Raw genomic sequence first — 22,191 nt, 5'->3', positions numbered from 1 at the left:
TTACTCGGCCATCGAAGAAGAACGGGAGGTAGGGACAGGTGGAACCGGGTCATAACCACCGGGATTCCACGGATGACAGCGACCTAAACGACGAAAGGTCAGCCAGCCACCGCGCAGAAGGCCATGATTTTCAATGGCTTCATACGCGTAGCAGGAACAACTGGGGTAGAAGCGACAGTGGCTGGCCATTAAAGGACTAATGGCATAGCGATAAAACTGGATCGGAACGAGGGCCAGTTTACGCATCGGTACTGTCTACCCCTACAGTTTCGGTTTTGACTGCCGGAACGGGCTTGTTGCGTGCCAGACGCTTCCAGAGTTTGCCGAAATGCTGAATCAATTCGGGGTTTTCTACATCACCCAAACCTTTGCGCGCGACGATAACGATGTCCCAGCCGACCAGTGAATCCTGGTGCAGACGGAACGATTCGCGCATCAGACGTTTGAGGCGATTGCGCTCAACGGAGAGCTTTACGCTCTTTTTCCCGATAACCAGCCCGAGACGGGGGTGATCAAGATCGTTGTTGCGTGCAAGGAGCAGGAGATTTTTCCCCGGAACCTTGCCGGTAGGGGAGTCAAAGACCGCCTTGAAATGCCGGGGGGTAAGCAGACGCTTTTCCCGACTGAAGTCCTGACTCACCTCCAGTACCGGATTATCAAACTGCCAGACGCGCACGACCTTTGGCGCGACGACGCGACAGGACTGCGCGGCCGTTCTTGGTAGCCATGCGAGCACGGAAACCGTGGGTACGAGCGCGTTTGATAGTGCTTGGTTGGAAAGTACGTTTCATGTCGTGTTACCTGGTTCGTCCACAACGGGCCGGAATGGCCCCCGTTTTAAGAGACCGGGGATTCTAGAGAAAGCAAGCCTTCAGGTCAATTTCCAACCAGCGTTTCCTTATAAATAGATCCGGGCAGGGTTTAAGCTCGAAAGCCTGTCAGCCAGATATAGAAATAAAGAAGGGAATTATTTAAAGCTTTTCTGTAAAGCTTGTAAAAGCTAGACACGCCATCTTCTGTGGATAACTGCTATCAGGCCTTATTTTGTGTGGTGTACAGAGAATGACAACTACAGTGGAAAACAGTGTTCAGCCTGTGCTGCGCTATCGGATAAGCTGTGCGTGAAATGGCCTGTTATCCACAGGCTGGTTATCCACCGGGTTTAGCCCCCAGTTGTCCAGTGCCCTCAGAGGCGTTTATCCACAGGGCTTATTCACATGCCGTTGGTCGCCTTTTAATGCGTTAACGCGTTGATAAATGATGGTGACGAACCTACCTGCATGTGGATAAGTGAATCGCTCGCCGCTACAATGGCCGCTTGTTTTTGCCTCACCGGCTTTCAACTTAGGGGATATCCGTGTCAGTGGAACTTTGGCAGCAGTGCGTGGAGCTTTTGCGCGAAGAGCTGCCTGCCCAACAATTCAACACCTGGATCCGTCCACTACAGGTCGAAGCCGAAGGCGACGAGTTGCGCGTCTACGCACCGAATCGTTTCGTGCTGGACTGGGTCAACGAAAAGTACCTGGGCCGCGTCCTTGAATTGCTGGATGAGCACGGCAATGGCTCGACGCCGGCGCTGTCCTTGTTAATAGGCAGCAAACGCAGCTCGGCACCTCGTGCCGCACCCAATGCGCCATTGGCGGCCGCGCAGGTTGCTCAGGCGCAGGCCAATAATGTGCCAGCGAGCAATCCGGCACCGACGCCAGCCCCTGCTCCGGCCAAACGTTCCACACAGAAGGCCGCTGAAGTCAGCGAAGAACCTTCCCGCGACAGCTTCGACCCGATGGCCGGCGCCGCTTCGCAGCAGGCCCCGGTTCGCGCGGAGCAGCGCACCGTGCAGGTTGAAGGTGCGCTCAAGCACACCAGTTACCTGAATCGCACGTTCACCTTCGAAAACTTCGTCGAAGGTAAATCCAACCAGCTCGCCCGTGCGGCGGCCTGGCAGGTGGCGGACAATCCCAAGCACGGCTACAACCCGCTGTTCCTTTATGGCGGCGTCGGTCTGGGTAAAACTCACTTGATGCACGCGGTGGGCAACCATCTATTAAAGAAGAATCCGAATGCCAAGGTTGTGTACCTGCATTCCGAGCGCTTCGTGGCCGACATGGTCAAGGCGTTGCAACTGAACGCCATCAACGAATTCAAGCGTTTCTACCGTTCGGTGGACGCCTTGCTGATCGACGATATTCAGTTCTTCGCTCGCAAGGAGCGTTCCCAGGAAGAGTTTTTCCACACCTTCAACGCGTTGCTTGAAGGTGGTCAGCAGGTCATTCTCACCAGTGACCGCTACCCGAAAGAAATCGAAGGCCTTGAAGAACGCCTTAAATCCCGCTTCGGCTGGGGCCTGACCGTTGCGGTCGAGCCGCCGGAACTGGAAACCCGCGTGGCGATCCTGATGAAGAAGGCCGATCAGGCCAAAGTCGAGTTGCCGCATGACGCCGCGTTCTTCATTGCCCAGCGCATTCGCTCTAACGTCCGTGAGCTGGAAGGTGCGCTGAAACGTGTGATCGCTCACTCGCACTTTATGGGCCGCGACATCACCATCGAGCTGATTCGCGAATCCCTCAAAGACTTGCTGGCGTTGCAGGACAAACTTGTTTCTGTGGATAACATTCAGCGCACCGTCGCCGAGTATTACAAGATCAAGATTTCCGACCTGCTGTCCAAGCGCCGTTCGCGCTCGGTGGCTCGTCCGCGTCAGGTGGCCATGGCGTTGTCCAAGGAACTGACCAACCACAGCCTGCCGGAAATCGGCGATGTGTTTGGCGGCCGCGACCACACCACCGTGCTGCACGCCTGCCGCAAGATCAACGAACTTAAGGAATCCGACGCGGACATCCGCGAGGACTACAAGAACCTGCTGCGTACACTGACCACTTGATGAACACCAGCGCAGCTTATTAAGGCAAGGGACTAGACCATGCATTTCACCATTCAACGCGAAGCCCTGTTGAAACCCCTGCAACTGGTCGCAGGCGTCGTCGAGCGCCGACAGACCTTGCCGGTACTGTCCAACGTGCTGTTGGTCGTCGAAGGCCAGCAACTGTCGCTGACCGGTACCGACCTGGAAGTCGAGCTGGTCGGTCGTGTGCAACTCGAAGAGCCGGCCGAAACGGGCTCCATCACCGTGCCGGCGCGCAAGCTGATGGACATCTGCAAAAGCCTGCCCAACGACGCGCTGATCGATATCAAGGTCGACGAGCAGAAACTGGTGGTGAAGGCCGGCCGCAGCCGCTTCACCCTGTCGACCCTGCCGGCCAACGACTTCCCGACTGTTGAAGAAGGCCCGGGCTCGCTGACGTGCAGCCTGGAGCAGAGCAAACTGCGTCGCTTGATCGAACGCACCAGCTTCGCCATGGCCCAGCAGGACGTGCGTTACTACCTGAACGGCATGCTGCTGGAAGTTTCCGCTGGTGTGATCCGCGCCGTGGCTACCGACGGTCACCGTCTGGCAATGTGCTCGATGCAAGCCGATATCGGTCAGCCGGATCGCCATCAGGTGATCGTGCCGCGTAAAGGTATCCTCGAGTTGGCGCGTCTGCTCACCGAGCCGGATGGCAATGTCAGCATCGTCCTCGGCCAGCACCACATCCGCGCCACCACTGGCGAGTTCACTTTTACCTCGAAACTGGTCGACGGTAAATTCCCGGATTACGAGCGCGTGCTGCCCAAAGGTGGTGACAAGCTGGTACTCGGCGATCGTCAAGCCTTGCGTGAAGCCTTCAGCCGTACCGCGATTCTGTCCAACGAGAAGTACCGCGGTATCCGTCTGCAACTGGCCAGCGGTCAGTTAAAGATCCAGGCCAACAACCCGGAGCAGGAAGAAGCTGAAGAAGAAGTGGGCGTTGAGTACAACGGCGGCTCGCTGGAGATCGGTTTCAACGTCAGCTACCTGCTCGACGTGCTGGGCGTGATGACCACCGAGCAGGTTCGCCTGATCCTGTCCGACTCCAACAGCAGTGCGCTGGTGCAAGAGTCTGACAATGACGATTCGGCTTACGTTGTCATGCCGATGCGTCTGTAATCAGCTGATCCTGAATGTCGTTAAGTCGTGTTTCGGTCACCGCGGTGCGCAATCTGCACCCGGTGACCTTCTCCCCCTCCCCACGCATCAACATTCTTTACGGCGCCAACGGCAGCGGCAAAACCAGTGTTCTGGAAGCCATTCATCTGCTGGGGCTTGCCCGTTCGTTTCGCTGCACGCGGCTGTTGCCCGTCATTCAGTACGAACAGCTCGCCTGTACTGTATTTGGTCAGGTTGAGCTGGCTGAAGGCGGGCACAGTGCGCTGGGGATTTCTCGCGACCGTCAAGGCGAGTTCCAGATTCGCATCGATGGCCAGAACGCCCGTAGCGCTGCGCAGCTGGCGGAGATCCTGCCGTTGCAGTTGATCAACCCGGACAGCTTCCGTCTGCTGGAAGGAGCGCCAAAGATTCGCCGCCAGTTTCTGGACTGGGGTGTGTTCCACGTTGAACCGCGTTTCATGGCCACTTGGCAGCGTTTGCAGAAGGCGCTGCGCCAGAGAAACTCCTGGCTGCGGCATGGTACACTTGACGCCGTTTCGCAAGCGGTTTGGGACAGGGAACTGTGCCAGGCCAGCGCTGAAATCGATGAATACCGCCGCGCTTACATCACAGCCTTGAAACCGGTCTTCGAACAGACCTTGAGCGAACTGGTTGAGCTCGAGGGTTTGACGCTCAGCTATTACCGAGGCTGGGACAAGGACCGCGAATTGAGCGCCGTACTCGCCGGTTCCGTGCAACGGGACCAGCAGATGGGGCACACCCAGGCCGGACCGCAACGAGCTGATTTGCGTCTCAGATTGGGCGCACACAATGCCGCGGACATCCTGTCCCGGGGTCAGCAGAAGCTTGTGGTCTGTGCACTACGGATTGCCCAAGGGCACCTGGTCAGCCAGGGCCGTCGCGGACAGTGTATTTATCTGGTGGATGACTTGCCGTCCGAGCTGGACGAGAGCCACCGTCGCGCGCTGTGCCGCTTGCTGGAAGACTTACGCTGCCAGGTGTTCATCACCTGTGTAGATCACGAATTACTGAGGGAAGGCTGGCAGACGGAAACGCCAGTCGCTTTGTTCCACGTGGAACAGGGCCGTATCACCCAGACCCACGACCATCGGGAGTGAAGGCATTGAGCGAAGAAAATACGTACGACTCAACGAGCATTAAAGTGCTGAAAGGCCTGGATGCCGTACGCAAACGTCCCGGTATGTACATTGGTGACACCGACGATGGCAGCGGTCTGCACCACATGGTGTTCGAGGTGGTCGACAACTCGATCGACGAAGCCCTCGCCGGCCATTGCGACGACATCAGCATCATCATCCACCCGGACGAATCCATCACCGTTAAAGACAACGGTCGTGGCATCCCGGTAGACGTGCATAAAGAGGAAGGCGTTTCCGCCGCAGAGGTCATCATGACCGTCCTCCACGCTGGCGGTAAGTTCGACGACAACTCCTACAAGGTTTCCGGCGGTCTGCACGGTGTAGGTGTTTCGGTAGTGAACGCATTGTCCGAAGAGCTGGTCCTGACCGTTCGCCGCAGTGGCAAGATCTGGGAACAGACCTACGTCCACGGCGTGCCTCAGGCACCGATGGCCATCGTTGGCGACAGCGAAACCACCGGCACCCAGATTCACTTCAAGGCCTCCAGCGAAACCTTCAAGAACATTCACTTCAGCTGGGACATCCTCGCCAAGCGCATTCGTGAACTGTCCTTCCTCAACTCAGGTGTCGGCATCGTCCTCAAGGACGAGCGCAGCGGCAAGGAAGAACTGTTCAAGTACGAAGGCGGCCTGCGTGCGTTCGTTGAATACCTGAACACCAACAAGACTGCGGTCAACCAAGTGTTCCACTTCAACATTCAGCGTGAAGACGGCATCGGCGTGGAAATCGCCCTGCAGTGGAACGACAGCTTCAACGAGAACCTGTTGTGCTTCACCAACAACATTCCGCAGCGCGACGGCGGCACCCACCTGGTGGGCTTCCGCTCGGCACTGACGCGTAACCTGAACAACTACATCGAGCAGGAAGGTCTGGCGAAGAAGCACAAAGTCGCCACCACCGGTGACGATGCCCGTGAAGGCCTGACCGCAATCATCTCGGTGAAAGTGCCGGATCCGAAATTCAGCTCGCAGACCAAAGACAAGCTGGTGTCTTCCGAAGTGAAGACCGCGGTCGAGCAGGAGATGGGCAAGTACTTCTCCGACTTCCTCCTGGAAAACCCGAACGAAGCCAAGCTGGTGGTCGGCAAGATGATCGACGCCGCCCGCGCCCGTGAAGCCGCGCGCAAGGCCCGTGAGATGACCCGCCGCAAAGGCGCGCTGGACATCGCCGGCCTGCCGGGCAAACTCGCTGACTGCCAGGAGAAAGACCCGGCGCTGTCCGAACTGTACCTGGTGGAGGGTGACTCCGCTGGCGGTTCTGCCAAGCAGGGACGTAACCGCAAGACCCAGGCGATCCTGCCGTTGAAGGGCAAGATCCTCAACGTCGAGAAAGCCCGTTTCGACAAGATGATCTCGTCCCAGGAAGTGGGCACGCTGATCACCGCGCTGGGCTGCGGCATCGGTCGCGAAGAGTACAACATCGACAAGTTGCGCTATCACAACATCATCATCATGACCGATGCTGACGTCGACGGTTCGCACATCCGCACCCTGCTGCTGACCTTCTTCTTCCGTCAGCTGCCGGAGCTGATCGAGCGTGGCTACATCTACATCGCCCAGCCACCGCTGTACAAGGTCAAGAAAGGCAAGCAAGAGCAATACATCAAAGACGACGACGCCATGGAAGAGTACATGACGCAGTCGGCCCTGGAAGATGCAAGCCTGCACCTGAACGAAGAAGCCCCGGGCATTTCCGGTGAAGCGCTGGAACGTCTGGTCAACGACTTCCGCATGGTCATGAAGACGCTCAAGCGTCTGTCGCGCCTGTACCCACAGGAACTGACCGAGCACTTCATCTACCTGCCGGCCGTCAGCCTCGAAACCCTTGGCGACCACGCAGCGATGCAAGAGTGGCTGGCCCAGTACGAAGTTCGCCTGCGTACCAACGAGAAGTCCGGCCTGGTCTACAAGGCCAGCCTGCGCGAAGACCGTGAACGTGGCGTCTGGCTGCCAGAGGTCGAACTGATCTCCCACGGCCTGTCGAACTACGTCACCTTCAACCGCGACTTCTTCGGCAGCAACGACTACAAAACCGTGGTCACTCTGGGCGCGCAACTGAGCACCCTGCTCGACGAAGGCGCGTACATCCAGCGTGGCGAGCGCAAGAAAGCCGTTACCGAGTTCAAGGAAGCCCTCGACTGGCTGATGGCCGAAAGCACCAAGCGCCACACCATTCAGCGATACAAAGGTCTGGGCGAAATGAACCCGGATCAGCTGTGGGAAACCACCATGGACCCAAGCGTGCGCCGCATGCTGAAGGTCACTATCGAAGACGCCATCGGTGCAGACCAGATCTTCAACACCTTGATGGGTGATGCGGTCGAACCTCGCCGAGACTTCATCGAGAGCAACGCACTGGCGGTTTCCAACCTGGATTTCTGATCCTGATTGCTACCCGCTCATGAAAAACCCCGGCCAATGCCGGGGTTTTTTTTGCCTCACTCATTCCCAGTGCCGACACTCTCCAACCGATACCCATATCCATAAATTGTCAGCAACTGCCAACCCCGATCCGCTGTCAGCCCGAGCTTGTTGCGCAATCGGTAGATATGCGTATCCAGCGGCCGCGAGGAAGTTGTCTCCTCGTTCGGCCAGAAGCGCTCGTACAGGTAATCCCGCGACAATGGCCGCCCCAGGTTGCTGAACAGGCAGCGCGCCAAGCGGTATTCGCGTTCGGTCATGAGGATCGGTTTGCCTTCACGGGTGACGGTCAGTTCCGCATCGTCGAAAGTCAGATCGTGGAACGTCTGTACTTCGCCCGCCGCGCTGCGCGGTTGGCTATGCCGACGCAATACCGCTGCCACCCTCGCCTTCAACTCATTCGGGCGAAACGGCTTGCTGACATAATCGTCGGCCCCGGCATTCAAGGCTTGAACGATATCGCTCTCGCCGTCGCGGCTGGTGAGCATGATTGCAGCGGGTGGCGCCTCCATGTGTTCGCGGGTCCAGCGCAGCAGTGCCAGGCCTGTGAGGTCCGGCAGTTGCCAATCGAGGATCAGCAGGTCAAAAGTCTCCCGACGCAACTGGCGCAACAAGTCTTCGCCGCGCTCGAAGCTGTGCAGTGACCACGGCTGTTCGCCAGCTTCGGCCATTTGCTCCAGGGTTTGCTCGACCCGGCGCAGTTCGGCGGGTTCGTCGTCCAGAATGGCAACGCGCATCGGCGGTGTTCCTTGTCGCTGGGGCTGGGATGTCGACAATAACGACTCCCCGGCTGCGATGAAAGAAGCAGCCCGTCGTTGGTCGACGTCCGCTATGATTCTTCGGGTCTACGCCTCAGACCTGAGACCTATGAAACCATTCCCACTGCCCTGCCCTGTGCCTCATGCATAACACTCAACGCCGACGTGAAAGTCGTGAGCCGAGCCAGGTCCAGCGTCTGTTCCGCCGGCTGGTGCGCGAGTGGTTGTGGATAAGTCTAGTGCTGTTGCCGCTGACTGCCTTGTTGTCTTATCGCGCCCAGATCAATCTGCACAATCCGTCGCCAGCGCCCGGCGCGCTGTTGTCCGTGGCGATGGTCGCCGGTGCGCTGGGATTATTGCTGTGGCGGCCGCGTTGGGCGCTGTGGGTCACCTTGATCGGCATGGCCTGTGCGCTGATAGCCAGCGCCCTCCTGGCCGAAGTCCGCTACTGGTGGTCGCCAACGCCAGCAGCGCTGGGGATGTTGTTCGGTTACCTGATCTGGAACTGGCGACGCCTGAGCGTGGTGCTGACCTACTTCGGCTGGGAGCTGGCACGTCTGGACAGCGAACCGAAAGTCTTCCCTGAACGCCGCCGGACCCGCTTCACCGGTGCCGACCGTTTGCAGGGCCAGATCATGGCGCTCGAACAAGCCATGAGCCGCACCCGCGACACCCGGCGGTTCATCGCCGACGGCCTGGAATACCTGCCGGTGGCGACGCTGATCAGTGATCCGCAGGGCAAGATCCTGCTGGGCAATCGCAAGGCGCGCGAACTGTTCGAAGATTCGCTGGTGGGCGATGACGTACTCGGGCAACTCGCACGGCTCGGCTATCCGGAATTATCCACAGCGCCGCGACCGCCGCTGGCCACTCTGCCGCTGCTGGAATTTCGCGATCACAAGGAACGCAGTCTGCGCCTGGAAAGAGCGGCGCTGCTGCCGGTCGACGGCGATACGCCGATCGGTTGGCTGCTCAGCCTGACGGATTTGAGTGCCGAGCGTGCGGCCGAGGAGCAACGCGGCGTCCTGCTGCGTTTTCTTTCCCACGACCTGCGGGCGCCGCATTCGGCGATCCTCGCCCTGCTGGATGTGCATCGTCACCAAGCGGGTGCTGATGCGCCGCTGTTCGAGCAGATTGAGCGTCAGGTCCGCCGGGCGCTGGATCTGACCGATGGTTTCGTCTTGTTGGCGCGGGCTGAGTCCGAGACCTATCAGTTCCGCCCGACATTGTTCGCGATGCTGGTATTGGACGTCCTCGATCAGGCCCTGCCTATCGCTCAGCAGAAACGCATCGAGCTGCTTAACGAAGTTGATGAGGAATGTCAGGAGCGGCTGATTCTGGCCGATCAGGGATTGCTGACGCGCGCCCTGTTCAACCTGCTGGAAAACGCGATCAAGTACAGCCCGGCAGACAGCACGGTGCAACTGACGGTCAGCTGTGATGGGCAGTGGCTGCGCTGCGAATTGTCCGATCAGGGCAAGGGCATCGCCGCCGATGAATTGCCTGACCTGTTCAGCCAGTATCGGCGTTTCTCCTCCGCCCAGGGCATCGACGGTGTGGGCCTGGGTCTGTCGATGGTCAAAGCCGTGATTGATCATCATGGCGGCACAATCGAGTGTCGCAGCGTGGTCGACGCGGGAACCACATTCCGCATCGATTTGCCGCTGATTTCTGAATGAAAAAGAGGCACAAAAAAACCGGCTATAACGACCGGTTTTTTTACATCCGAATAAAACTTATGCACGGATTTCGTTCAACTTATCGATTTAAAAATATCGATGAAAATCAATAAGTTACAAAACGATCACGGACTTTTGAAGCAAAAGCGTACACAGGTTATCCACAAAATTCAGACAGCCAGTTGATCACTCCCGGCCGGTGCCTGTGGCGCCGGTGGCAGCGAGCCCATATCGCGCTGGGTCTTCTCGTTCCACGCCTGCACACGGTCATTGAGATCAGCGATGGCGCGCGGCCCACTGCCTTCGGCGTACATCGGTTCGCCGATGACCACGGTGATCACTCCGGCCTGTTTGCCCCAGCCGATTTTCGGCCAGAATTTGCCGGCATTGTGTGCAATCGGCAGCACCGGAAGCGCCGCATTCACAGCCAATGCGCTGCCACTGCGGGAGAATTTTCCAACGGTGCCGTAGGGGACTCGTGTCCCTTCCGGAAAGATCAATACCCAGACGTTGTCCTTGAGCAGCTCGTCGCCTTTGGCCGCGACTTGCTTGAGCGCGGCCTTCGGGTTGTCGCGGTCGATGGCGATCGGGCGCAGCATGGCCATGGCCCAGCCGAAGAACGGCACGTAAAGCAATTCGCGCTTGAGCACTTGGCTCAATGGCGAGAAATAAGCGGAGAGAAAGAACGTCTCCCATGTGCTCTGGTGGTTCGATTGAATCACGCAGGGCCGGTCCGGCACGTTTTCCGCGCCTTTGATTTCGTAGCTGATGCCGAGGAAAACCTTGGTCAGCCACAGGGCGCAACGGCACCAGTACACGTTGATGAAACGATAGCGCGCCTTGAAGGACAGAAACGGCGCGATGAAAAAGCTCAGGCTGCACCACAGCAACGCTGTTGTGCCCAGCAGCAGGTAGAAAAGAAAGATTCTGAAGGCCCGCAGTATCGACATGGCGACGGTTACCGTTACGGGGCAAATGCCCGACTGTTCAAGCGCACTCCCGAGCAATCCCTGGCCAGGAAATTCAGAAGTACTCTAGTTGTGGATAAGTTCTGCGGCAATCGCCGCCAGATCGTCAAAAATCAGGGTGCCAACCGGCAAGGTTTTGCCCTGAGTCTTTTCGCCTTTCCCGGTCTTCACCAAAACTGGCTGTGAATCGACGGCTTTGGCGGCCTCCAGGTCACCAAGGCTGTCGCCGACGAACCAGACGTTGGTCAACGGCACCGTGTAATGCTCGGCAATGGTTTTCAACATCCCCGGTTTCGGTTTGCGGCAATCGCAACCTTCGTCCGGGCCATGCGGGCAGTACACGATCAAGCCCACTTCGCCGCCCTGCGCCGCGACCAGCTCGCGCAGGCGCGCGTGCATGGCCTCGAGGGTGGCGAGATCGTAATAGCCGCGAGCGATGCCCGACTGGTTGGTGGCCACCGCCACCGTCCAGCCGGCCTTGCTCAACTGCGCGATCGCTTCGATCGAGCCGGGCAGCGGAATCCACTCCTCCACCGACTTGATGTAGGCATCGGAGTCGTAATTGATCACGCCGTCACGATCGAGAATCAGCAGTTTCAACAGCAATCCCTCAACCCAGCAGCGAAATGTCGGCAACACCGAGGAACAGGCCACGCAGGCGCGCCAGCAGCGCGTAACGGTTGGCCCGCACATTGGCATCGTCGGCATTGACCATCACCGCGTCGAAGAACGCATCGACCGGCTCGCGCAGTGCCGCCAGGCGTGCCAGCGATTCGTTGTACTGACGCGCCGCGGCCATTGGCTGCACGGCCTGATCCGCTTGCTGGATCGCCGAGTACAGCGAGAACTCGTTGGCATTGTCGAAATACTTCGCCTCGACCACGGTCGGTACCGAGCCTTCGACTTTGCTCAACAGGTTCGACACGCGCTTGTTCACCGCCGCCAGCGCTGCCGCTTCCGGCAGTTTGCGGAAGGCCTGCACCGCCTGCACACGCTGGTCGAAGTCCAGCGCCGAACCCGGCTTCAGTGCACGTACCGACAGGTAGGTGGCGACGTCGACGCCTTCGTCTTCATAACGCGCACGCAGACGGTCGAAGATGAATTCCAGCACGGCTTCGTTGAGGCCGGCAGCCTTGACCTTGCCGCCGAACGCAGTCACCGCGAAAGCCACGGCGTCGTTCAGGTCCAGATCCAGTTGTTTCTCGATCAGGATACGCAGCACGCCCAGTGCCGCACGGCGCAGGGCATACGGGTCTTTGCTGCCGGTTGGCAGCATGCCGATACCGAAGATGCCGACCAGAGTGTCGAGCTTGTCGGCGATGGCGACGGCTGCACCGGTCAGGGTCGCCGGCAATTCGGCACCGGCACCGCGTGGCATGTACTGCTCGTTCAAGGCCAGCGCGACGTCCTGCGGCTCGCCGTCATTGAGGGCGTAGTAGTAACCGGCGACACCTTGCATCTCCGGGAACTCGCCGACCATTTCGGTTGCCAGGTCGCACTTCGACAGCAGGCCCGCGCGGGCAGCCCACGAGGCGTTGCCGCCGATACGTGCGGCTATGTACGCGGCCAGTTTCGATACGCGCTCGGCCTTGTCGTAGACGCTGCCGAGTTTTTCCTGGAACACCACGTTCTGCAGGCGCAGGTTGAAGTCTTCGAGTTTCTGCTTCTTGTCCTGCTTGAAGAAGAACTCGGCGTCGGTCAGGCGTGGGCGAACCACTTTCTCGTTACCGGCGATGATCTGCTGCGGGTCTTTGCTTTCGATGTTGGCCACGGTAATGAAACGTGGCAGCAACTTGCCGTCGGCATCCAGCAGGCAGAAATACTTCTGGTTGTCCTGCATGGTGGTGATCAGCGCTTCTTGCGGTACGTCGAGGAAGCGTTCCTCGAACGAGCACACCAGCGGCACCGGCCATTCCACCAGCGCAGTCACTTCGTCGAGCAGTGCCGGCGGCACGATCGCCGTGCCTTCCTGACGGGTGGCCAGCTCTTCGGTGCGCTTGCTGATGATCTCGCGACGCTCGTTGGCATCGGCCAATACGTAAGCGGCACGCAAGTCGGCGAGGTAGCTCGATGGCGAACCGATGCGCACGCTCTCCGGATGATGGAAACGGTGACCACGGGATTCACGGCCAGCCTTCTGCGCGAGGATCGTGCAGTCGATGACCTGGTCACCGAGCAGCATCACCAGCCACTGGGTCGGACGCACGAATTCTTCCTTGCGCGCACCCCAACGCATGCGTTTCGGGATCGGCAGGTCGTTCAGCGAATCTTCGACGATGGTCGGCAGCAGGCTCGCGGTCGGCTTGCCGGCGATGTTCTGGCTATAACGCAGTTTCGGACCGCTCTGGTCGATTTCGCTCAGCTCGACGCCGCACTTCTTGGCAAAGCCCAGGGCGGCCTGAGTCGGATTGCCGTCAGCGTCGAACGCGGCCTGACGTGGCGGGCCATCGAGGTTGATGCTGCGATCCGGCTGCTGAGTGGCCAGCGCAGTGATCAGCACAGCCAGACGACGTGGCGCGGCATAAACGGTTTTGCTTTCGTAGCTCAGGCCAGCGGCTTGCAGGCCCTTGTCGATACCGGCGAGGAACGCATCAGCCAAAGTGTTCAGGGCTTTGGGTGGCAGTTCTTCGGTGCCCAGTTCAACCAGAAAATCTTGCGCACTCATTGTGCAGCCTCCAGCTTGGCCAGTACTTCGTCACGCAGGTCCGGGGTCGCCATCGGGAAGCCCAGCTTGGCGCGGGCCAGCAGGTAGGCTTGCGCAACGGAACGCGCCAGGGTGCGTACGCGCAGAATGTATTGCTGACGCGCAGTCACCGAGATCGCCCGGCGCGCATCCAGCAGGTTGAAGGTGTGCGACGCCTTCAGCACCATTTCGTAGCTCGGCAACGGCAGCGGCTGGTCGAGTTCGATCAGGCGCTTGGCTTCGCTTTCATAGAAGTCGAACAGCTCGAACAGTTTGTCGACGTTGGCGTGTTCGAAGTTGTAGGTGGACTGCTCCACTTCGTTCTGGTGGAACACATCGCCGTAGGTGACTTTGCCGAACGGGCCGTCAGCCCAGACCAGGTCGTAGACCGAATCGACGCCTTGCAGGTACATCGCCAGGCGCTCGAGACCGTAGGTGATCTCGCCGGTCACCGGGTAGCACTCGATGCCGCCCGCTTGCTGGAAGTAGGTGAACTGGGTGACTTCCATGCCATTGAGCCAGACTTCCCAGCCCAGACCCCAGGCGCCGAGGGTCGGCGATTCCCAGTTGTCTTCGACGAAGCGGATGTCGTGCACCAGCGGGTCGAGGCCGACATGCTTGAGCGAGCCCAGATACAGCTCCTGGAAATTGTCCGGGTTCGGCTTCAGGACTACCTGGAACTGGTAGTAGTGCTGCAGACGGTTCGGGTTTTCGCCGTAACGGCCGTCAGTCGGACGGCGGCTTGGCTGCACGTACGCGGCGTTCCAGGTTTCCGGGCCGATGGCGCGCAGGAAGGTCGCGGTGTGGAAAGTGCCGGCGCCTACTTCCATATCGTAGGGCTGAAGTACCACACAACCTTGCTCGGCCCAGTATTGCTGGAGCGCGAGGATCAAGTCTTGGAAGGTACGCACGGCTGGCGTAGGCTGGCTCACGAAATTCACCTGTTTCTTGGGCTGCGATTTAAAGAGCGGGAGTATACCCGATTCGTTGCTGCGCACGCCCCCTGGAGCCTTATGCCACGCTGCTTTTGGTGTACCGAAGATCCGCTGTACATGGCTTATCACGATCAGGAGTGGGGCACGCCGCTGCGCGATGCGCAGGGTTTGTTCGAGTTGCTTTTGCTCGAAGGGTTCCAGGCCGGGTTGTCGTGGATCACTGTGCTGCGCAAACGCGAGCGTTACCGTCAGGTGCTGTTCGGCTTCGATGTGCAGCGCGTGGCGCAGATGAGTGACGCCGAAATCGACGAACTGATGCTCGATCCGGGCATCATCCGCAATCGCCTCAAGCTCAACGCTGCTCGGCGTAATGCGCAGGCGTGGCTGGCGCTGGAGGATCCGGTGGCGTTGCTCTGGTCATTCGTGGGCGACCAACCGATCATCAATCATTTCAAGGATCGCAGCGAAGTCCCGGCGATCACCCCCGAAGCGCTGGCAATGAGCAAGGCGCTGAAAAAAGCCGGATTCACCTTCGTCGGTCCGACCATTTGCTACGCGCTGATGCAGGCCTCGGGCATGGTCATGGACCACACCCAGGATTGCGACCGCTACGCGCAGCTCGCCAACGCCGGTTAGAATGCCCGCCTCGCGCACAGCACAAAGATCAGGAGTGACCTGTGGAAAAGTTTAAAGGCGCCTTGCTGGTAGGCGCTCTGCGGCTGTTTGCCCTGCTGCCATGGCGGGCCGTGCAGGCCGTGGGTTCGGCGATCGGCTGGATCATGTGGAAGACCCCCAACCGTTCCCGCGACGTGGTGCGGATCAACCTCGCCAAGTGTTTTCCCCAGATGGATGCGGCCGAACGTGAGCGCCTGGTCGGGCAGAGTCTGAAGGACATCGGCAAGTCGCTGACCGAAAGCGCCTGCGCGTGGATCTGGCCGGCGCAGCGCTCGATCGATCTGGTTCGCGAAGTTGAAGGCCTCGATGTGCTCAAGGAGGCGCTGGCCTCGGGCAAAGGCGTGGTCGGCATCACCAGCCACCTCGGCAACTGGGAAGTGCTCAACCACTTCTATTGCAGCCAGTGCAAACCGATCATTTTCTACCGTCCGCCGAAGCTCAAGGCAGTGGATGAATTGCTGCGCAAACAGCGCGTGCAACTGGGCAACAAGGTCGCAGCGTCGACCAAGGAAGGCATTCTCAGCGTCATCAAGGAAGTGCGCAAGGGCGGTGCCGTGGGCATTCCCGCCGACCCGGAACCGGCCGAATCCGCCGGGATTTTCGTGCCGTTCTTCGCCACTCAGGCACTGACCAGCAAATTCGTGCCGAACATGCTGGCCGGCGGCAAAGCGGTCGGTGTGTTCCTGCATGCCCTGCGCCTGCCTGACGGCTCGGGCTACAAAGTCATTCTCGAAGCCGCGCCCGAAGCCATGTACAGCACCGATACCGCAGAGTCCTGCGCGGCGATGAGCAAGGTAGTGGAACGTTATGTTGCGGCGTATCCGAGCCAGTACATGTGGAGCATGAAACGCTTCAAGAAGCGTCCGCCGGGCGAGGCGCGCTGGTACTGAGCAACTTCGCTTGGGGGACGGTTAATGCAGACGGCCTCGCCTTGCACTATCGGTAGCTCAAGGCGCCTGTCGCTCGAGCTTCTTCAGGAACACCGTCATCTCCTTTTCGGCCTGTTTGTCACCATGGGCGCGGGCCGCTTCGAGGCCTTGTTCCCAGGCCTGACGCGCAGCGGCGTGATCACCTAGCGCCAGCTGCACCTTGCCCAGCAGCTTCCACGCTGCCGAGTATTTCGGATCGAAAGCGACACAACGCTGAAAATGCTCGGCAGCCTTGGCGTTTTCACCCAAGTCCAGATAACCCTTGCCCAGACCGAAGCGCAGAAGCGCGTTATCCACACCCTTGGCGAGCATTTTTTCCAGGGATTCGAGCATTTTTTGCAACCTCGTTTGAGTGATCGTTCCCACGCTCCGCGTGGGAATGCCTCATTGGACGCTCTGCGTCCGCTTATGGGACGCAGAGCGTCCCGGGTTGCATTCCCACGCGGAGCGTGGGAACGATCAACTTCAGAAAAAGCTCAACCCCACATGGAACAGCTTCTCCACATCGCGAATATGCTTTTTGTCCACAAGGAACAGAATCACATGGTCGCCCGCTTCGATCACCGTGTCGTCGTGGGCGATGATCACTTTCTCGTTGCGGATCACTGCGCCGATGGTGGTGCCCGGCGGCAGGCCGATCTTCTCGATCGGTTTGCCGATCACCTTGCTGGATTTCGCATCACCGTGGGCAATCGCCTCGATCGCTTCCGCCGCGCCGCGCCGCAGTGAGTGCACGCTGACGATATCGCCTCGGCGCACGTGGGCGAGCAAGGTGCCGATGGTCGCCAGTTGCGGGCTGATGGCGATATCGATGTCGCCGCCCTGGATCAGGTCGACGTAGGCCGGGTTGTTGATGATCGTCATGACCTTCTTCGCCCCCAGCCGTTTGGCCAGCAGCGACGACATGATGTTGGCTTCATCGTCGTTGGTCAGGGCGAGGAAGATATCGGCGTCGGCGATGTTCTCTTCCAGCAGCAGATCGCGATCCGACGCACTGCCCTGCAAGACCACGGTGCTGTCGAGGGTATCGGAGAGGTAGCGGCAGCGCGCCGGGCTCATCTCGATGATCTTCACCTGATAACGGCTTTCGATGGCCTCGGCCAGGCGTTCGCCGATCTGCCCGCCCCCGGCGATAACGATGCGTTTGTAGGTTTCGTCGAGGCGGCGCATTTCGCTCATTACTGCGCGAATGTCCTCACGGGCAGCGATGAAGAACACCTCGTCATCGGCCTCGATCACCGTGTCGCCCTGGGGCAGGATCGGCCGGTCACGGCGGAAGATCGCCGCGACGCGGGTTTCGACGTTCGGCATGTGCTCACGCAACTGGCGCAGTTGCTGGCCGACCAGCGGCCCGCCGTAATAGGCGCGCACCGCCACCAGTTGCGCCGCGCCTTCGGCGAAGTCGATCACCTGCAATGCGCCGGGGTGCTGGATTAGGCGCTTGATGTAATTGGTCACGACCTGCTCGGGGCTGATCAGCACGTCGACCGGAATCGCTTCGTTCTGGAACAGCTGTTCCTCGCGATTGAGGTACGACGCTTCGCGCACGCGAGCGATCTTGGTCGGCGTGTGGAACAGCGTGTGGGCGACCTGGCAGGCAACCATGTTGGTTTCGTCGCTGTTGGTCACCGCGACCAGCATGTCGGCGTCGTCGGCACCGGCCTGACGCAGCACCGACGGCAGCGAGCCCCGGCCCTGCACGGTGCGGATGTCGAGGCGGTCGCCGAGGTCGCGCAGGCGCTCGCCATCGGTGTCGACCACAGTGATGTCGTTGGCCTCGCTGGCCAGATGTTCGGCCAGCGAACCGCCGACCTGTCCCGCACCGAGGATGATGATTTTCATCCAGTCACTCCATGAATCCGTTTAGCCGCGCGCAGCGGCGATCTTGATCAGCTTGGCGTAGTAGAACCCGTCATGCCCGCCCTCTTGGGCCAGCAACTGGCGACCATGGGGCTGCTTGATCCCGGCCGCTGTGGCCAGGTCCAGTTCACGGGCACCGGGGGTGCGCTCGAGAAACGCAGCGATGACTTCGGTGTTTTCGGTCGGCAGCGTCGAGCACGTGGCGTAGAGCAGGATGCCGCCGACCTCGAGGGTTTTCCACATGGCGTCGAGCAGTTCGCCTTGCAGTTGCGCGAGGGCGACGATGTCGTCGGGCTGGCGGGTCAGCTTGATGTCCGGATGACGGCGGATCACCCCGGTGGCCGAGCATGGCGCGTCGAGGAGGATGCGCTGGAACGGTTTGCCGTCCCACCATTTGTCGATCTCGCGACCGTCGGCGGCGATCAGTTCAGCGTCGAGGCCGAGGCGCTCGAGGTTTTCCTTCACCCGCACCAGACGCTTGGCTTCCAGATCCACCGCCACCACCCCGGCCAGCGCCGGTTCGGCTTCAAGGATGTGGCAGGTCTTGCCGCCAGGGGCGCAGCAGGCGTCGAGCACCCGCTGCCCCGGCGCCAGATCAAGCAGGTCGGCGGCCAGTTGCGCGGCTTCGTCCTGCACGCTGATCCAGCCTTCGGTGAAACCCGGCAGGCTGCGCACGTCGGCAGCAGCTTCGAGGACGATGCCGTCGCGGCTGTAAACGCACGGCGTCGCGGCGATCCCGGCTTCGCCCAGCAGCGCGAGATAAGCATCGCGACTGTGATGGCGACGGTTGACCCGCAGGATCATCGGCGGATGCGCGTTGTTCGCTGCGCAGATGGCTTCCCACTGTTGCGGCCAGAAGGCTTTCAGGGATTTTTGCAGCCAGCGCGGGTGAGCCGTGCGCACCACCGGGTCGCGTTCCAGTTCGGCGAAGATCGTCTCGCTTTCGCGCTGGGCATTGCGCAGCACCGCGTTGAGCAGACCTTTGGCCCAAGGCTTTTTCAGCTTGTCGGCACAACCGACGGTTTCGCCGATGGCGGCGTGGGCCGGCACGCGGGTGTAGAGCAATTGGTACAGACCAACCAGCAGCAACGCCTCGACATCAGCGTCGGCGGTTTTGAATGGTTTCTGCAGGAGTTTTTCCGCCAGTGCCGACAGGCGTGGCTGCCAGCGTGCGGTGCCGAAGGCCAGGTCCTGAGTGAAACCGCGATCGCGATCCTCGACCTTGTCCAGTTGCGTCGGCAGGGAGCTGTTCAGCGAGGCTTTGCCGCTAAGTACGGCAGCGAGTGCCTTGGCGGCGGCCAGACGCGGATTCATTGCGCGTCCACCGCTGCGCCGAGGACGCTGCCAACGGCGAATTTCTCGCGGCGGCTGTTGAACAGGTCGCTGAAGTTCAGCGCCTTGCCGCCGGGCAATTGCAGGCGGGTCAGACACAGCGCTTGTGCACCGCAGGCGACAATCAGGCCATCCTTGCTGGCGCTGAGGATTTCACCCGGAGCGCCAGTGCCGTCGGCCACGGTGGCGGCCAGCACTTTCAACGCTTCGCCATTGAGCGTGCTGTGGGTGATCGGCCACGGGTTGAAGGCGCGGACCAGACGTTCCAGCTCCACCGCCGGACGGTTCCAGTCGATGCGTGCTTCGTCTTTGTTGAGTTTGTGTGCGTAGGTTGCGAGTTCGTCATTCTGCACCTCACCTTGCAGGGTGCCGGCAGCCAGACCGGCAATCGCCTGCACCACGGCGGGCGGCCCCATCTCGGCGAGGCGATCATGCAGGGTGCCGCCGGTATCTTCAGCGCTGATCGCAGTGACGACCTTGAGCAGCATCGGCCCGGTATCCAGCCCGGCCTCCATGCGCATCACCGTTACACCGCTTTCGGCATCGCCGTGTTCGACCGCGCGCTGGATCGGCGCCGCACCGCGCCAGCGCGGGAGCAATGATGCATGGCTGTTGATGCAACCCAGACGCGGAATATCCAGCACCGCTTGCGGCAGGATCAAACCGTAAGCGACCACCACCATCAAGTCCGGCTTCAGCGCGGCCAGCTCCGCCTGGGCCTCGGCATTGCGCAAGGTCGGCGGCTGCAACACCTGGATATTATTTTCCAGGGCGAGTTGTTTGACCGGGCTTGGCATCAGTTTTTGCCCACGTCCGGCCGGGCGATCCGGCTGGGTGTAGACCGCAACTATCTCGTACGGGCTGCTCAGCAGGGCCTTGAGGTGTTCGGCGGCGAATTCCGGGGTGCCGGCAAAAACAATGCGCAGTGGCTCAGTCATGAAAGGCGTCTCATAAAAAGAAAAAGGCTTGCCGCAGCAAGCCTTTGAAGAGGGGCATCAAGCGTTCTGGCGGTGCAGCTTTTCCAGCTTCTTCTTGATCCGGTCGCGTTTGAGCGTGGACAGGTAATCGACGAACAATTTGCCGTTGAGGTGGTCGCATTCGTGCTGGATGCACACCGCGAGCAGGCCTTCGGCGATCAGCTCATAGGGCTTGCCGTCGCGGTCCAGCGCTTTGATTTTGACCTTCTGCGGGCGGTCGACGTTTTCGTAGAAGCCCGGTACCGAGAGGCAGCCTTCCTGATACTGGTCCATCTCGTCGGTCAGCGGTTCGAACTCGGGGTTGATGAACACCCGTGGCTCGGTACGGTCTTCGGACAGGTCCATCACGACGATACGTTTGTGCACGTTGACCTGGGTCGCGGCGAGGCCGATGCCCGGCGCTTCATACATTGTTTCAAACATGTCGTCGACCAACTGACGCACTTCGTCGTCCACTACAGCCACTGGTTTGGCGATAGTGCGCAGACGCGGGTCCGGAAATTCGAGGATGTTTAAAATGGCCATAGGCTTCGATTGCTGCACACGTTGAGTAAAGTCGGGTCGATGGCCTGGCGGGTCCGAAGATGCAGGCTACCGTTGTGAAGCGTAGCTTCTGAAAAACAGAAGCGAGCCACGGGGGCTCTGACGATTCACGCGAATGCACATGATAAAGGGATTCACTGCATGAGGAAAACACTACTCGCCCTGCTGCTTCTGGCTTCGGCCGGCGCCGCGCAAGGGCAAGTGCAACTCAGGGATGGTTTTCCACAGCAATACACGGTGGTTTCAGGGGACACGCTCTGGGACATTTCCGGCAAATACCTGCGCGAGCCCTGGCAATGGCCACAATTGTGGCGGGCCAACCCGCAGATCGAAAACCCCAACCTGATCTATCCCGGCGACACGCTGACCCTCAGCTACGTCAACGGCCAGCCGCAACTGACCGTCCATCGTGGCGAGTCGCGCGGCACCATCAAGCTCTCGCCACGGATTCGCACCAGCCCGGTGGCCGAGGCGATTCCGAGCATTCCGCTGAAATCGATCAACAGCTTTCTGCTGAGCAACCGTATCGTCGACAAGGCCGAAGACTTCGACAAGGCGCCGTACATCGTCGCCGGCGATGCCGAACGGGTGCTCAGCGGTACCGGTGACCGCATCTTCGCCCGTGGCCATTTCGATCCGGAGCAACCGGTGTACGGCATCTTCCGCCAGGGCAAGGTCTACACCGACCCGCAGACCAAGGAGTTTCTCGGCATCAACGCCGACGATATCGGCGGCGGCGAGATTATTGCCACCGAAGGCGACGTCGCCACCCTCGCCTTGCAACGCACCACCCAGGAAGTGCGCCTCGGTGACCGCTTGTTCGGCGGTGAAGAACGTTCGATCAATTCGACTTTCATGCCCAGCGCGCCGAAGCGTTCCATCGACGGGCTGATCATTGACGTGCCACGCGGCGTAACGCAGATCGGTGTAATGGACGTGGTTACCCTGAACAAAGGCAAACGTGACGGTCTGGCCGAAGGCAATGTTCTGGCGGTGATGAAAACCGGCGAAACCGTGCGCGACCGGATCACCGGCCAGCCGCTGAAAATTCCCGATGAACGCGCCGGCCTGCTGATGGTGTTCCGCACCTACGACAAACTCAGTTACGGCCTGGTCCTCAATGCTTCACGCTCGCTGGCGGTGCTCGACAAGGTGCGAAATCCGTAAGCTTGCTTAACAAGTTACCAACAGAGTTATCCACAGCTTGTTCCGAATGGTTCGGAGCATAGAACGATCAAGGATGATCCA

The 22,191-nt window shown here is 60.0% G+C and carries 21 protein-coding genes; 8 read left to right on the top strand and 13 right to left on the bottom strand.

What is annotated here, in order from left to right:
• Genes yidD through rpmH form a run of 3 tightly spaced genes read right to left on the bottom strand, consistent with a single transcriptional unit; the run spans position 1 to position 791 of the window.
• Positions 1-246, bottom strand: a complete 246-nt coding sequence (yidD, locus tag D8U70_RS04080) for a membrane protein insertion efficiency factor YidD (protein ID WP_027901580.1) — start codon at positions 244-246, stop codon at positions 1-3.
• The gene (rnpA, locus tag D8U70_RS04075) at positions 239-640 is read right to left on the bottom strand and encodes a ribonuclease P protein component (RefSeq protein ID WP_024014946.1); all 402 of its coding nucleotides are present in this window, start codon (positions 638-640) and stop codon (positions 239-241) included. The genes yidD and rnpA overlap by 8 nt, the downstream gene beginning before the upstream one ends.
• A 16-nt stretch (positions 641-656) precedes the next feature.
• Positions 657-791, bottom strand: coding sequence for a 50S ribosomal protein L34 (rpmH, locus tag D8U70_RS04070; RefSeq protein WP_003213577.1), 135 nt, complete (start codon positions 789-791; stop codon positions 657-659).
• Between the two features lie 566 nt (positions 792-1,357).
• Between rpmH and dnaA the strand changes: the two genes are divergently transcribed.
• From dnaA to gyrB, 4 genes are read left to right on the top strand one after another with little or no spacing between them, the layout of a single operon-like run.
• Positions 1,358-2,881: a chromosomal replication initiator protein DnaA gene (gene dnaA / locus D8U70_RS04065; protein ID WP_024014947.1), complete on the top strand. Its 1,524-nt coding sequence runs from the start codon at positions 1,358-1,360 to the stop codon at positions 2,879-2,881.
• Between the two features lie 39 nt (positions 2,882-2,920).
• Complete coding sequence (gene dnaN, locus D8U70_RS04060; RefSeq protein WP_016772390.1) at positions 2,921-4,024, top strand: DNA polymerase III subunit beta; 1,104 nt, start codon at positions 2,921-2,923, stop codon at positions 4,022-4,024.
• Between the two features lie 14 nt (positions 4,025-4,038).
• The gene (gene recF, locus D8U70_RS04055; RefSeq protein WP_130928335.1) at positions 4,039-5,142 is read left to right on the top strand and encodes a DNA replication/repair protein RecF; all 1,104 of its coding nucleotides are present in this window, start codon (positions 4,039-4,041) and stop codon (positions 5,140-5,142) included.
• 5 nt (positions 5,143-5,147) lie between these two features.
• Positions 5,148-7,565, top strand: coding sequence for a DNA topoisomerase (ATP-hydrolyzing) subunit B (gyrB, locus tag D8U70_RS04050; protein WP_024014948.1), 2,418 nt, complete (start codon positions 5,148-5,150; stop codon positions 7,563-7,565).
• A gap of 56 nt (positions 7,566-7,621) precedes the next feature.
• On the opposite strand, the gene D8U70_RS04045 is transcribed toward gyrB, so the two are convergent.
• On the bottom strand, positions 7,622-8,341 hold the full coding sequence (locus D8U70_RS04045) for a response regulator transcription factor (RefSeq protein WP_110644624.1): 720 nt from the start codon (positions 8,339-8,341) through the stop codon (positions 7,622-7,624).
• A 164-nt stretch (positions 8,342-8,505) separates the two neighbouring features.
• On the opposite strand from D8U70_RS04045, the gene D8U70_RS04040 reads away from it, so the two are divergent.
• Entirely contained in the window at positions 8,506-10,041 is a 1,536-nt protein-coding gene (locus tag D8U70_RS04040; RefSeq protein ID WP_130928334.1) for a HAMP domain-containing sensor histidine kinase, read from the top strand.
• A 170-nt stretch (positions 10,042-10,211) separates the two neighbouring features.
• Here the strand turns inward: D8U70_RS04040 and D8U70_RS04035 are convergent, their stop codons facing one another.
• From D8U70_RS04035 to glyQ, 4 genes are all read right to left on the bottom strand, one after another.
• Positions 10,212-10,991 (bottom strand): lysophospholipid acyltransferase family protein, encoded by a 780-nt coding sequence (locus D8U70_RS04035; RefSeq protein ID WP_130928333.1) that lies wholly within the window; start codon positions 10,989-10,991, stop codon positions 10,212-10,214.
• A gap of 84 nt (positions 10,992-11,075) precedes the next feature.
• A complete protein-coding gene (gene gmhB / locus D8U70_RS04030; protein WP_163018924.1) occupies positions 11,076-11,615 on the bottom strand; it encodes a D-glycero-beta-D-manno-heptose 1,7-bisphosphate 7-phosphatase in 540 nt (179 codons plus the stop codon).
• A gap of 4 nt (positions 11,616-11,619) precedes the next feature.
• Positions 11,620-13,674, bottom strand: coding sequence for a glycine--tRNA ligase subunit beta (gene glyS, locus D8U70_RS04025; protein WP_130900656.1), 2,055 nt, complete (start codon positions 13,672-13,674; stop codon positions 11,620-11,622).
• Positions 13,671-14,624: a glycine--tRNA ligase subunit alpha gene (gene glyQ, locus D8U70_RS04020; protein ID WP_003187265.1), complete on the bottom strand. Its 954-nt coding sequence runs from the start codon at positions 14,622-14,624 to the stop codon at positions 13,671-13,673. The genes glyS and glyQ overlap by 4 nt, the downstream gene beginning before the upstream one ends.
• 81 nt (positions 14,625-14,705) lie before the next feature.
• Between glyQ and D8U70_RS04015 the strand changes: the two genes are divergently transcribed.
• Together D8U70_RS04015 and D8U70_RS04010 are read left to right on the top strand one after the other, a co-directional pair.
• Positions 14,706-15,263: a DNA-3-methyladenine glycosylase I gene (locus D8U70_RS04015; protein WP_056791133.1), complete on the top strand. Its 558-nt coding sequence runs from the start codon at positions 14,706-14,708 to the stop codon at positions 15,261-15,263.
• A 41-nt stretch (positions 15,264-15,304) separates the two neighbouring features.
• Entirely contained in the window at positions 15,305-16,192 is an 888-nt protein-coding gene (locus tag D8U70_RS04010) for a lysophospholipid acyltransferase (RefSeq protein ID WP_016772383.1), read from the top strand.
• A gap of 57 nt (positions 16,193-16,249) precedes the next feature.
• Here the strand turns inward: D8U70_RS04010 and D8U70_RS04005 are convergent, their stop codons facing one another.
• The 5 genes from D8U70_RS04005 to def form a co-directional block, all read right to left on the bottom strand.
• Entirely contained in the window at positions 16,250-16,564 is a 315-nt protein-coding gene (locus tag D8U70_RS04005; RefSeq protein ID WP_095182323.1) for a tetratricopeptide repeat protein, read from the bottom strand.
• A gap of 132 nt (positions 16,565-16,696) precedes the next feature.
• Positions 16,697-18,073 carry a Trk system potassium transporter TrkA gene (gene trkA, locus D8U70_RS04000; RefSeq protein WP_016772381.1) on the bottom strand — a complete coding sequence of 459 codons (1,377 nt, stop codon included), beginning with the start codon at positions 18,071-18,073 and terminating at the stop codon, positions 16,697-16,699.
• Between the two features lie 21 nt (positions 18,074-18,094).
• Positions 18,095-19,405, bottom strand: a complete 1,311-nt coding sequence (gene rsmB / locus D8U70_RS03995; protein ID WP_130928332.1) for a 16S rRNA (cytosine(967)-C(5))-methyltransferase RsmB — start codon at positions 19,403-19,405, stop codon at positions 18,095-18,097.
• On the bottom strand, positions 19,402-20,361 hold the full coding sequence (fmt, locus tag D8U70_RS03990; RefSeq protein WP_130928331.1) for a methionyl-tRNA formyltransferase: 960 nt from the start codon (positions 20,359-20,361) through the stop codon (positions 19,402-19,404). Before fmt ends, rsmB begins: the two co-directional genes overlap by 4 nt.
• Positions 20,362-20,418: 57 nt before the next feature.
• The gene (def, locus tag D8U70_RS03985) at positions 20,419-20,925 is read right to left on the bottom strand and encodes a peptide deformylase (protein WP_016772378.1); all 507 of its coding nucleotides are present in this window, start codon (positions 20,923-20,925) and stop codon (positions 20,419-20,421) included.
• Between the two features lie 159 nt (positions 20,926-21,084).
• Here def and D8U70_RS03980 point away from each other — a divergent pair, with 159 nt between their 5' ends.
• Positions 21,085-22,110 (top strand): LysM domain-containing protein, encoded by a 1,026-nt coding sequence (locus tag D8U70_RS03980; RefSeq protein ID WP_122705425.1) that lies wholly within the window; start codon positions 21,085-21,087, stop codon positions 22,108-22,110.
• Positions 22,111-22,191 lie beyond the last annotated feature (81 nt).

The sequence above is a fragment of the Pseudomonas sp. Sample_20 genome (genome assembly GCF_004307585.1).
Taxonomy (GTDB): domain Bacteria; phylum Pseudomonadota; class Gammaproteobacteria; order Pseudomonadales; family Pseudomonadaceae; genus Aquipseudomonas; species Aquipseudomonas atacamensis.
This window is presented reverse-complemented; position numbering and strand designations above follow the sequence as displayed.